This is a genomic window from Hydrogenophaga sp. YM1 (assembly GCF_016903055.1).
GTDB lineage: Bacteria > Pseudomonadota > Gammaproteobacteria > Burkholderiales > Burkholderiaceae_C > Hydrogenophaga > Hydrogenophaga borbori.
On sequence record NZ_CP070223.1, the window covers coordinates 3760652 to 3772345 of the forward strand.

Here is an 11694-nt window from a genome sequence, read left to right on the forward strand (position 1 = left end):
CCTGCCGCCGGCGGTCAGGGCTCGATGCGCGTCTGCGACTGCTCCCGCATGTACTGCGGCAGGTAGTGGAACGACGCCAGCGCCTTGCCCGTGCTCCCCGAGCCCTTCCATCCCCCGAACGGCTGGTAGCCCGGCCAGGCGCCCGTGGTCGCGCCCAGCGGGCGGTTGACGTAGGTCACCCCGGCCTCGATGTGGTCGAGGAACCAGGCCACCTCGTCCTCCGCGCCGAAGAAGCCCGCCGTGAGGCCGAAGTCGCTGGCGTTCGCTTCTGCCATGGCCTGCTCGGCGCTGTCCACGCGGCCCAGCATCACCAGCGGCGCGAACATTTCCTTGCGCCACAGCGGGTGGTCCAGCGGGGCCTCGGCCACCAGGGGCGCGCAATAGAAGCCCGCGTCGGCATCGGCCGGCAGCGGGCCCGCCGCGACGATGCGCGCCCCCCCGCCGTCCAGCTGGCGCCGGCAGTCGGCGTGCCGCAGCTGGGCCGCGCGCGTGGCCACGGGACCGGTCCAGCTGGACTCGATCTGCGGCTCGCCCACGGCGATCGCGCCCACCGCCACGCGCAGGCGCTCGATCAGCGCATCGGCCACCGAGCGGTCCACGTACACGCGCGACAGCGCCGAGCACTTCTGCCCCGACATGCCGAAGGCCGAGCGCACGATGCCCTGGGCCGCCGCGTCCAGGTTGGCGCGCGCGGTGACGATGGCCGCGTTCTTGCCGCCCATCTCGGCGATGCAGGGACGCGGCCAGCGCCGGTTCACCTGCGCGCGCAGGATGCGCATGCCCACCTCGTAGGAGCCGGTGAAGGTCACACCGCCGATGCCGTCGTGCTGGATCAGCGCCTCGCCCACGGTCGCACCATCGCCCACCAGGCAGTTGAAGGCGCCGTCGGGCAGGCCCGCGTCCTTCAGGCATTGCGCCAGCAGCAGGCCGGACCAGGGCGTCTCCACCGATCCCTTGAGCACCACCGTGTTGCCCGTGACCAGCGCCGCCGCCGTGGGACCGCCCGCCAGCGCGAAGGGGAAATTGAACGGCGCGATGACGGCCCACACGCCGTAGGGCTTCATCACGCTGCGGTTGCGGCTCTTCATGTGGGGCAGCGGGTCGTCGGGCAGGGCATGGTCGTAGCCCGCGTTCTCTTCCATCTGCCGCGCGTAGATGTCGAAGAAGGCGCTGACCTCGGCCACCTCGCCCAGGGCCTCCATGCGGGTCTTGCCCACCTCCAGCGACACGATGGCCGCCATCTCGTAGAGGCGTTCGTCCACCAGGCGCGCGGCGCGGCGCAGCAGGGCCACGCGCTCGCGCCAGGGGGTGCGGCGCCAGACGGGCAGCGCGCGCCGCGCGGCGGCCACGGCCTGCTCCACGTCGTCCACCGAGGCCTGGGCGAAACGGCCCAGCCGCTCGCTCTGGCGCGCGGGGTTGTGCTTGTCCAGCGTCGCCGCGCGCGCGACGAAAGCACCATCGATGAACAGGCCATGGTCCTGGCCCAGCCGCTGGCGCACGCGCGCGAGCGCGGCGTCGAAACGCTCGTGCAGCGCGCGCGGCGGCGCGAACATCGTGGAATAGGTCAGTTGAAAATCGCTCATGCCCAGGTCTCCTTCTGGTCTCGATGGGTCCGCGCCGCGCGCCTCAGGACACGATATAGGCCGCCGACCCTACCGCCAGCAGCGTGCCATCGGCGCCGTGAAATTCCATGCGCGTGCTGGCCACGCGCGAGCCCAGGCGCAGCGTTTCAGCGCCAATGCGAAAGCGCGCGCTGCCCACGGCCGGGCGCAGGTAGTCCACGCGCAGGTCGATGGTGCCCAGCTTGGCGAAGCGGAGCATGCGCTGCTCCACGCTGTCGTCCATGTGGCGCGCGGCCATGGCGGCCAGCACGGCCAGACCGCCCATGGAATCCATGGCGGCGCTGATGACCCCGCCGTGCAGGCGGTGGTGCGCGTAGTGGCCGATCAGCTCGGGCCGCAGGTCGAGGTGGCCGTTCACGCGTTCGGGCCGGACCTCGTCGATCTTGAGGCCGATGTGCTGGTTGAAGACGATCTTCTGCTCGAAGAGCTCGACGATGGCCTGCAGGAACTCGGGTTCGAAACACACGGCGGATGGGGTTTTGGCGGTGCTCATGGTGTCCTCCGGAAGGTGCTGCCGGCTCAGGCGCCGAACTGCCGCGCCGCCAGGTCTTTCATGATCTCCTCGGCGCCGCCGCCGATCATCATGACCTTCACCTCGCGGTAGAGGCGCTCGCTGGCGGTGCCGCGCATGTAGCCCATGCCGCCCAGTATCTGCACGGCCGCGTCGGCGTTGGCCTGCATGGCCTGGGTGCTGTGGTTCTTGAGCAGGCAGACGTGGCCCACCCAGTCGGGGCCCTCGTCGCCCGCGTCGATGCGATCGCCCAGCGCGTCCAGCCAGGCCTGGGTGGAGCCGATGCGCATGCGCATGTCCATGAGCTTGTGGCGGATCGCCTGGCGCTGAATCAGCGCTTCGCCGAAGGTCTGGCGCTCGCGCGCCCAGGCCAGCGCCTCGTCGTGACAGGCCTCGGCAAAGCCCAGGGCCAGCGCGCTCATGGCCAGGCGCTCGCCGTTGAAGTTGCCCATGATGCAGCGAAAGCCCTTGTTCTCCTCGCCGATCAGGTAGCGCGCCGGCACGCGCACGCCGTCGAAGCGCAGGTGGCCGGTGTCGCTGCAGTGCCAGCCCATCTTGTGCAGCGGCGTGCGGCGGAGGCCTTTGGCGTCGCAGGGCACGGCGATCAGGCTGATGCCGCTGGCGCCCTTGTTGTTCGGATCGGTTCGAACGGCCAGGGTGATCCAGTCGCAGCGCAGGCCGGAGGTGATGAAGACCTTCTCGCCGTCGATGACGTAGTCGCCGCCCTCGCGGCGCGCGCTGGTGCACAGGCTGGCCACGTCGCTGCCCGCGCCGGGTTCCGTGATGCCGAGCGCGGCGATCCGCTCGCCCTGCAGCACCGGCGGCACGACCTCGGCCTGCAGCTCGGGCGAGCCATGCTTGAGCACCGGCGGCAGGCCGATGTTGTGGCTGAACAGGCTGGCCAGCAGGCCGCCGCTGGCGGTGCGCCGCGCCAGCAGCTGCGACACGGCGTTGCGCGCGCGCCAGGGCGCGGGCGTGCCGCCGAGCGCCTCGGGGTAGCCCAGGCCCAGCAGGCCGATGCGCGCGGCCTCGCGGTAGAGCCCGCGCGGGAACGTGGCCCGGGCGTCCCAGTCGTTCACGTGCGGCACCAGCGCGTCGCGCGCGAAGCGGTCCACCGTGTCGAGCAGGGCCTGGGTGTCGGTGGGGTCCCAGTTCATGCCGTTGCCTCTGCCACAAAGCTGACGAGCAGTTGCCCCGGCGCCACCTGCTGTCCGGCCGACACGGACACGGCCTGCACCGTGGCGTCGCGCGGCGCGGCGATCAGGTGCTCGATCTTCATGCTCTCGATGGCGAACAGCGCCTCGCCCTTGGCCACGCGCGCGCCGGGCCGGGCGTGCACGGCCACGAGCTTGCCGTTGAAGGGCGCGCGCAGCTCGCCCACCGCGCCAGCGGCGCCGGCACGGGTTCGCGCGCGGTGGCTCAGGTCGCTGAGCGTGAGCGTGTGCGGGCCCACCTGCACCTGCCAGTGGCCGTCGCCCAGCGCGACGGCGGTGGTGGCGTGGCGCACGCCGTCGATGGCGACGCCCTGGGGTTGCAGAAGGGCCTCGTGCGTGCGATCGCCCAGCACGACGCTCAGGCGGCCGTGGCCGTGTTCCAGCACGGCGAGGTCGAGCACCGCGTCGCCGTGCCGCCAGCGCAGCGGCCGCGCGAAGGGGCACGGCAGCGCGCCGGGCGCGGGCCGATCCGCGCAGGCCGCGACCAGCACCCCGGCCAGCACCGCCTCGGCCGGCGGCCGCAAGGCATCGCGCAGGCCCTCACCCTGCTCCGCCAGAAAGGGGATGAGCGCCTCGCCCGCGCCGAACACCGGGTGGCGCAGGCAGGCCGCCAGCAAGGCGCGGTTGGTGGGCAGGCCCAGGAGCACGGTCGCGTCCAGCGCGTGCGCGAGGCGTTCGATGGCCTGCGCGCGCGTGGGCGCGTGGGCGATGAGCTTGCCCAGCAGGGCGTCGTAGTGCGGCGTCACCTCCGTGCCGGTCTCGATGGCGTGGTCGAAGCGCAGGCCCTCGCCCAGCGGGGGTTCGGCGAAGGCGCGCACGGTGCCGGTGTGGGGCGCGAAGCGCTCGTCCTCGGCGCACAGGCGCACCTCGATGGCGTGGCCTTGCAGGCGCACCTGGTCCTGCGCCAGCGGCAGCGGCTCGCCGCGCGCCACGCGGATCTGCCACTCCACCAGGTCCAGGCCGGTGAGCATCTCCGTCACCGGGTGCTCCACCTGCAGGCGGGTGTTCATCTCCATCAAAAAGAACCGGTTGCCGTCCAGCAGGAACTCCACCGTGCCCGCGCCCACGTAGCCCGCCGCGCGCGCCAGCGCCACCGCGGCCTCGCCCAGGCGCTCGCGCAGTTCCGGCGTGACCGCCGGGCTCGGCGCTTCCTCGACGATCTTCTGGTGGCGCCGCTGCACCGAGCAGTCGCGCTCGCCCAGGTGGATGCAGCGCCCCTGCGCGTCGGCGAAGACCTGCACTTCCACGTGGCGCGGGCGCCGCACGGCCGACTCGATCAGCAGGTCCGCGCTGCCGAAGCCGGCCAGCGCCTCGGCGCGCGCGCTGGCCAGCGCGGCGGGCAGCTGCGCGGCCTCGGCGACGAGGCGCATGCCGCGCCCGCCGCCCCCCGCCACGGCCTTCACCATCACCGGGTAGCCGATGCGCTCGGCCTCGGCGGCGAAGGTCCCGTCGCCTTGGTCGGCGCCGAAGTAGCCCGGCAGCACCGGCACGCCATGCGCTTGCGCCAGGGCCTTGGCGGCCGACTTGCTGCCCAGCGCGCGGATGGCCTCGGGCGGCGGACCCACCCAGGTGAGGCCGGCGTCGATCACGGCCTGCGCGAAGTCGGCGTTCTCGCTGAGGAAACCGTAGCCGGGGTGCAGCGCGTCGGCGCCGGTGGCGCGCGCGGCGGCGATCAGGCGATCGATGCGCAGGTAGGACTCGGCCGAGCCCGCGCCGCCGAGCGCGAAGGCCATGCCGGCCTCGCGCACGTGCGGCGCGCGCGCGTCGGGCTCGCTGAACACCGCCACGGTGGCGATGCCCATGCGGTGCGCGGTGCGGATCACGCGGCGCGCGATCTCGCCGCGGTTGGCGATGAGCAGGCGCTTCAAGACGCGTCTCCCTTGGCCCAGGGCGCGGGCTGTTTTTGCGCGAACGCGGCCAGACCGGCGGCGGCCTCGGGGCTGCGCAGCGCATTCGCGAAGGCGATGGCCGCCTCGTCGCGCAGGTCGGGCAGGTGCTGGTGCAGGCGGTGCAGCAGCTGCTTGGTGGCCGCCAGCGCGCCGGGCGCGGCGCGGCCCAGGGCCTTGGCGGCGTAGGCCACGGCGGCGTCCAGCGCGTCGTCGGCCACCACGGTGTTCACCAGGCCCACGGCCTGCGCCTCGCGCGCGGTCCAGCGCGTGCCGCTCAAGAGGCACTGGCGCGCGGTGGCGTCGCCCAGGCGCCGCCACACGAAGGGCGCGATCTGCGCCGGTGGCAGGCCCAGCGTGACCTCGGGCGTGGCGAAGGCCGATCGCTCGGTGGCGATCACCACGTCGGCGCAGCACACCAGGCCGAAGCCACCGCCCATGGCCGGGCCGTCGACGGCGCACATCAGCCACTGCGGCAGGCCGATCAACGCGTGCAACAGATCGCCGAAACCGCGGTTCATGGCGATCAGCGGATCGGGCTCGCCGGGGGGCAAGGCCTGGCCAATGGCGCTGGCGAAACCGCCCAGGCTGCCGCCCGCGCAGAAGGCGCCGTCCGCGCCCGTCAGCACCACGCCGCGCAAGGAAGCATCGGCCTTGGCGCGCAGGCAGGCCTCGAACAGGGCCAGCACCATCGCGTCGCTCAGCGCGTTGCGCGTGGCGGGTTCGTTCAGCGTCCAGGTTTCCACGTCGTGCCGACGATCGATGAGCAAACTGGCCATGGTCACTTTCTGCAGAGTTGAGCGAGCGAAGGGCTGATGTCGCGGGCCACCGTCGAACCGGCTTGGCCGGGCCACGGGTGGCGTCCCCCTTGGGGGAAGCGGCGTCAGCCGCTCAGGGGGGTTTTCTTGATCCCCATGATCTTGCTGAGGATGCCCAGCATCACCTCGTCGGCCCCGCCGCCGATGGACGCCAGGCGCCCGTCGCGGTACATGCGAGAGACCTTGTTCTCCAGCGTGAAACCCATGCCGCCCCAGAACTGCAGGCAGGTGTCGGGCACCTGGCGGTTGAGCCGGCCGGCCTTGAGCTTGGCCATGGTGGCCCACTCGGTCACGTCCTCGCCGGCCACGTAGCGGTCGCACGAGAGGTAGGTGAGCGCGCGCAGGGCCTCGACCTCGGTCTTGAGCTCGGCCAGCTTGAACTGCACCCACTGCTGGTCGGCCAGCTGGGCGCCGAACAGCTTGCGCTCCTGCGCCCACTCGATGGTCCATTCGATGCAGTTGTTCAGGCTCTGCAGGGTGCTGGCCGCGCACCACAGGCGCTCTTCCTGGAACTGCTGCATCTGGTAGACGAAGCCCGCGCCCTCCTGGCCGATGCGGTAGCGCTGCGGCACGCGCACCTCGTCGAAGTACAGCAGGCCGGTGTCGCTGCTGTGCATGCCGATCTTGCGGATCTTCTTGCCGACCTCGAAGCCTTTCACGGTCTTGCCGTTCTCGCGCAGCGGCACCATGACCAGGCTCTTGTTCTTGTGCGCGGGGCCGTCGCTGGTATTGACCAGCAGACAGATCCAGTCGGCCTGCAGGCTGTTGGTGATCCACATCTTCTGGCCGCTGATGACGTAGTCGTCGCCGTCCTTGCGGGCGGTGGTCTTGATGGCGGCCACGTCGCTGCCGGCGCCCGGCTCGCTCACGCCGATGGCGCCCACCGCCTCGCCGCGGATGGCGGGGGCCAGGAACTGCGCCTTCAGTTCCTCGCTGCCGAAGCGCGCCAGCGCTGGCGTGGCCATGTCGGTCTGCACACCGATGGCCATGGGCACGCCGCCGCAGTGGATGTGGCCCAGGGTCTCGGCCATGGCCACGCTGTAGCTGTAGTCCAGGCCGGCGCCGCCGTGCGCCTCGGGCTTGGTCAGGCCCAGCAGGCCCAGTTGCCCCAGGCCCTTGAAGACCTCGTGCGCGGGAAACATCTCGGCCGCTTCCCACTCGTCCACGTGGGGGTTGATGTGGTCGTCGATGAAGCGCTTGAGCGTTTTCTGTATTTCGCGGTGCTCGTGCGTGAACTGCATGGGGGGTCTCCTCGGGGTGGGTATGTGAGGGGTCTACATGCGCGCCACGCCGAACGGCAAGGGGCGCGGGTGGCGCTGTTCGGCCTCGGCGCAGGTGTCCAGGCAGAAGGCCAGCACGGCGCGCGTGTCGCGCGGATCGATCACGCCGTCGTCCAGCAGCAGGCCGCTGGTGTGGAAGGCGTCGGCCTGGCTCTCGAAGACCTGCACGATCTGCTCGAACTGCTGCTGCATCTGCGCCGGGTCGGGCGCGATGCCTTTGCGGGCCAGCCCGGCCTCGGCCACGATCTGCATGGTGCGCGCGGCCTGCTCGCCGCCCATCACGGCCGTGCGTGCGTTGGGCCAGCTGAACAGGAAACGCGGCCCGAAGCCGCGCCCGCACATGCCGTAGTTGCCGGCGCCGAAGGAGGCGCCGCACTGGATGGTGATCTGCGGCACGGTGGCGCCCGTCACGGCCTGGATCATCTTGCTGCCGTGCTTGATCATGCCGCCCTGCTCGCTGTCCTTGCCCACCATGTAGCCGGTGGTGTTCTGCAGGTAGATGAGGGGGTGGCCCAGCTGGCACATCCACTGGATGAAGTGCGTGGCCTTGTTGGCGCCGGCCACGTCGATGGGGCCGTTGTTGCTGATGAGGCCCACCGCGTGGCCGCCGATGCGGGCCTGCGCGCACACCGTGGCCGCGCCGTAAAGCGGCTTGAATTCCAGCAGGTCGGAGCCGTCGGCCAGGCGGGCCATCACCTCGCGCATGTCCACCGGCTCGCGATGGTGCGTGGGCATGAGGCTGAGCAGGTCGTCGCTGGGCAGCAGCGGCTCGGCCACCACCGGCGCCACCGGGCGCGCGACACCGTCGCGCAACTGGTCGACGATGCGCCGCGCCAGCCCCAGCGCCTCGCGGTCGTCCTCCGCCAGGTACTCGCCCAGGCCCGACACGCCGGTGTGCATCTCGGCCCCGCCCAGCTCCTCTTCGGTGGCCACCTCGCCCGTGGCGGCCATGAGCAGCGGCGGCCCCGCCAGGAAGGCGCGCGAACGCCCGCGCACCATCACCACGGTGTCCGACAGCCCCGGCATGTACGCCCCCCCCGCCGTGCCCGAGCCGTGCTGCACCGTGATCACCGGCAGGCCCGCGGCCGAGTGCCGGGCGAGGTTGCGGAACAGCGAGCCGCCGTGCACGAAGCCCTCGACCTTGTACTTGGTGAGGTTGGCGCCCGCGCTCTCCACCAGGTGAACGAAGGGCAGCTTGTTCTCCAGCGCGATGTCCTGCACCCGCAGAATCTTTTCCAGCCCACGGGGCTGGATGGCGCCGGCCTCAATGCCCGAGTCACTGGCCACCACCATGCAGCGCACGCCGCTGACGAAGCCGATGCCCGCGACCACGCCGCCGCCGGCCACCGACTTCGCGGGGTCCTTGGTGTCCTGCAGAAAGCCCGCGAGCGAGCACAGCGGCAGCCAGGGCGCGCCCGGGTCCAGCAGCAGCGCGATGCGCTCGCGCGGCAACAACTGGCCGCGCTTGTCGAACACGGGCTTGGCCTGGGCCGAGGCGGTGGCCGCGCGCTGCTCGAGCGCGCGCAGCTGCGCGATGCGCTCGAGCATGGCCACCCGGCGCAGCTGCGCGGCTTCGGTGTGGGGGTTGAAGCAGGACGCGAAGCTCATGGCTGGAACACCTGGGGCACAACGTAGCGGTGGAAACCATCGAAAGGCTTTACGGCGTCGCGCGACTGCGCCTCGGCCGGCGCCGCGACCTGGCCCCAGCCCAGGCGCACCTGGGGCCGCGCGCCGTCCACGCGCAGCACGCTGCCGCTGATGAAGCTGGCGGCCGGCGACAGCAGGAAGGCGATGGCCGCGCTGGTTTCGGCCTCGTTGCCGAAGCGGCCCAGGGGCACCGTTTCGCGCATCTCGCGCAGCATGGGACCGGCCTCCGGCGGGTAGTGGTCCATGCCGCTGGAGGCGATGTAGCCCGGCGCCACCGCGTTCACGCGCACGCCGCTGCGGGCCCATTCCAGCGCGGCGGTCTCGGTGAAGCTCACCATGCCCGCGCGCGCCGCGCCGCTGTGGCCCATGCCGGGCATGCTGCCCCACATGTCGGCCACGATGTTGACGATGGCGCCACCGTGCGCCTGCAGGCTTTGCAGGTAGCACTCGCGCGCCACCAGGAAGCCGCCCATGAGGTTGGTGTCCAGCACGGCCTGCCAGCCCTTGGCACCGATCTTTTCCAAGGGGCTGATGTACTGGCCGCCCGCGTTGTTCACCAGGCCGTGCACGCGGCCGTGCGCGGTCACGATGTCCGCCACCAGGGCGCGCACCGCGTCTTCCTGGCGGATGTCGCCGGCGTGGCAGCTCGCGCGCCCGCCATCGGCCGCGATCTCCTCGGCCACGGCCCGCAGCTTCTCGGGCTTGCGGCCCACCAGGGCCACGTGCGCGCCCAGCGCGGCCAGTTCGTGCGCGGTGCAGCGGCCGATGCCCGAGCCACCGCCCGTGACCACGATGACCTGGCCCGCGAACAGGCCGGGCCGGAAGACGGAGCGGTAGCGGTCCGCCGCGGGGCCGCCCCCCGCCGGATCAGCCCCCTCGGGAGGCAGCGACCCGCGCAGCGGCGGAGCGTGGGGGCCTGGGTTCATTCCATGTCCTTGACGAAGAGTTGCAGCGCGGCCTCGGTGAGGCCGTCCAGCGTGGTCGGCCCCTCGGGGTCGTACCACTGCGCGGTCCAGTTGAGCGCGCCGAAGATCAGCAGCCGCGCCAGCGCGGTGTCGCCCCGCAGGGCGCCTTCGCGTCGCAGGGCCTGCAGCACCGGCACCCACACGGCCTCGTACTCGGCCATCAGCTCGCTCACCACGCGCTTGGGCTGCGGCGCGAGCCAGCGCCACTCGTACAGCATCACGGGGATGTGGTCGCTCTCGGGGCCCAGCAGGTTGTCGAAGTGGCCGCGCACCAGCACGCGCAGGCACTCGCTGGCCGACAGCGGCCCAGGCGCGGCGGCCACGGCCGCGTCCATGCGCTCGCGCTGGTGCCGCAGGGCGCGCTGCATGCCCTCCTCCATCACGGCGGCGAGCAGAGCTTCCTTGTTCTCGAAGTGGTAGAAGGGCGAGCCCGAGCGCATGCCCACGGCGGCGGCGATGTCGCGCGTGCTGGTGGCCGCGAAACCCTTCTGGCGAAACAGGCGCGCGGCCGCGCGCAGCAGGGCCTGGCGGCGGTTGCCGTCGTCGCGCTCATCGGCGGTCTTGCGGGGGCGTCCGCGGCTGCGGCGTTCGGGCGCGGGGGTGGCCTGGGGATCCATGGCGCGCCACGTTAGCAGCGCCATTCATTTATAGCAAGCGGATGCTTGGTGAAAATACCAATGCCCGCTGTCGCCGGCCCGACAGCGGCGGCACGGCGCCTCAGCCCGTGGCGTGGCAGGCCACAAGGGCGTAGGGCAGCGCCGGGTCCTCGAACCAGGCCCGCAACTCGAAGCCGGTGTCGGCGGCCATGGCCTCCACGCCCGCGCGCTCGTACTTCTGCGACTGCTCGGTGTAGATGAACTCGCCGGGCCCGAAGTGAAACTCGCGCTGCAACAGCGCGCTGCGCACGGTCTGGCGCGCCTGGCTCACCAGGAAGCTGCGCGCCACGCCCTGCAGCGGGCAGTAGCTCGCGTAGTGGCGGAAGCGCTCGAGATCGAAGTCCATGCCCAGCTCGCGGTTGAGGCGGCGCAGCAGGTTCAGGTTGAAGGCGGCCGTCACGCCCTCGGGGTCGTCGTAGGCGGCCCGCACGGTGTGCGGGTCCTTGCGCAGGTCCAGGCCGAGCAGCAGGCTGTCGCCCCGGCGCAGGTGGGCGCGCACGCGGCGCAGGAAGCGCCGGGCCTCCTCGTCGGTGAAGTTGCCGAGGTTGCTGCCCAGGAACAGCGCCACCTGGCGGCGCCGCGCGCTGGGAATGGGCCAGGTCTGGAAGTAGTCGCCGCACAGCGGGTGCACCGCCAGCGCGGGCAACTGGCGCGCCATGCGCGCGCTCAACTGGTCCAGCGCCTGGGCGGAGATGTCCATGGGGCGGTAAACCAGCTCGGCGCCGGCCTTGAGCCAGGCGCGGCACAGCGCCAGCGTCTTGCGCCCGTCGCCGCTGCCGAGCTCGAGCATCTCGATCGGCGAGCCGCCGGTGTCCAGCGCGCCCAGCAGGTCCCTGGCGTGGCGGCGCAGCAGGGCGGCCTCCACCCGCGTGGGGTAGTAGCTGGGCAGGCGCATGATGCGTTCGAACAGGCGCGAGCCGCGGTCGTCATAGAAGTACTTGGACGACAGCCGCTTGGGACTGCCCGACAGGCCGGCCAGCACGTCGGCGGCCAGGCCGCGCGGCGCGGCGGCCCCGGCTTCGGGTGGCGCGGTGTCGCGCGCGGGTTGGATGGCGGATGCGGGGTCGCGGCCTCGGGTCATTCTGCAAACCTTGC

General features: G+C 72.1%; 10 protein-coding genes. All 10 read right to left on the reverse strand.

The window, feature by feature from the left end; all coding sequences use genetic code 11:
* Window positions 1-14: 14 nt before the first annotated feature.
* Window positions 15-1583: an aldehyde dehydrogenase family protein gene (locus JNX00_RS17710; RefSeq protein ID WP_204743040.1), complete on the reverse strand. Its 1569-nt coding sequence runs from the start codon at window positions 1581-1583 to the stop codon at window positions 15-17.
* Between the two features lie 43 nt (window positions 1584-1626).
* Complete coding sequence (locus JNX00_RS17715; protein ID WP_070397194.1) at window positions 1627-2115, reverse strand: thioesterase family protein; 489 nt, start codon at window positions 2113-2115, stop codon at window positions 1627-1629.
* Window positions 2116-2141: 26 nt separating this feature from the next.
* Window positions 2142-3290, reverse strand: a complete 1149-nt coding sequence (locus JNX00_RS17720) for an acyl-CoA dehydrogenase family protein (protein WP_204743041.1) — start codon at window positions 3288-3290, stop codon at window positions 2142-2144.
* Window positions 3287-5215 (reverse strand): biotin carboxylase N-terminal domain-containing protein, encoded by a 1929-nt coding sequence (locus JNX00_RS17725; RefSeq protein WP_204743042.1) that lies wholly within the window; start codon window positions 5213-5215, stop codon window positions 3287-3289. The genes JNX00_RS17720 and JNX00_RS17725 overlap by 4 nt, the downstream gene beginning before the upstream one ends.
* Entirely contained in the window at window positions 5212-6012 is an 801-nt protein-coding gene (locus JNX00_RS17730) for an enoyl-CoA hydratase/isomerase family protein (RefSeq protein WP_204743043.1), read from the reverse strand. Before JNX00_RS17730 ends, JNX00_RS17725 begins: the two co-directional genes overlap by 4 nt.
* Window positions 6013-6116: 104 nt before the next feature.
* Complete coding sequence (locus JNX00_RS17735) at window positions 6117-7292, reverse strand: acyl-CoA dehydrogenase family protein (RefSeq protein ID WP_204743044.1); 1176 nt, start codon at window positions 7290-7292, stop codon at window positions 6117-6119.
* 33 nt (window positions 7293-7325) lie between these two features.
* The gene (locus tag JNX00_RS17740) at window positions 7326-8939 is read right to left on the reverse strand and encodes a carboxyl transferase domain-containing protein (RefSeq protein WP_070397189.1); all 1614 of its coding nucleotides are present in this window, start codon (window positions 8937-8939) and stop codon (window positions 7326-7328) included.
* A complete protein-coding gene (locus tag JNX00_RS17745) occupies window positions 8936-9904 on the reverse strand; it encodes an SDR family oxidoreductase (protein ID WP_239478173.1) in 969 nt (322 codons plus the stop codon). Before JNX00_RS17745 ends, JNX00_RS17740 begins: the two co-directional genes overlap by 4 nt.
* Window positions 9901-10560 (reverse strand): TetR/AcrR family transcriptional regulator, encoded by a 660-nt coding sequence (locus tag JNX00_RS17750; protein WP_070397188.1) that lies wholly within the window; start codon window positions 10558-10560, stop codon window positions 9901-9903. The genes JNX00_RS17745 and JNX00_RS17750 overlap by 4 nt, the downstream gene beginning before the upstream one ends.
* Window positions 10561-10660: 100 nt before the next feature.
* Window positions 10661-11680: an L-histidine N(alpha)-methyltransferase gene (gene egtD / locus JNX00_RS17755; RefSeq protein ID WP_204743045.1), complete on the reverse strand. Its 1020-nt coding sequence runs from the start codon at window positions 11678-11680 to the stop codon at window positions 10661-10663.
* Between the last annotated feature and the right edge of the window lie 14 nt (window positions 11681-11694).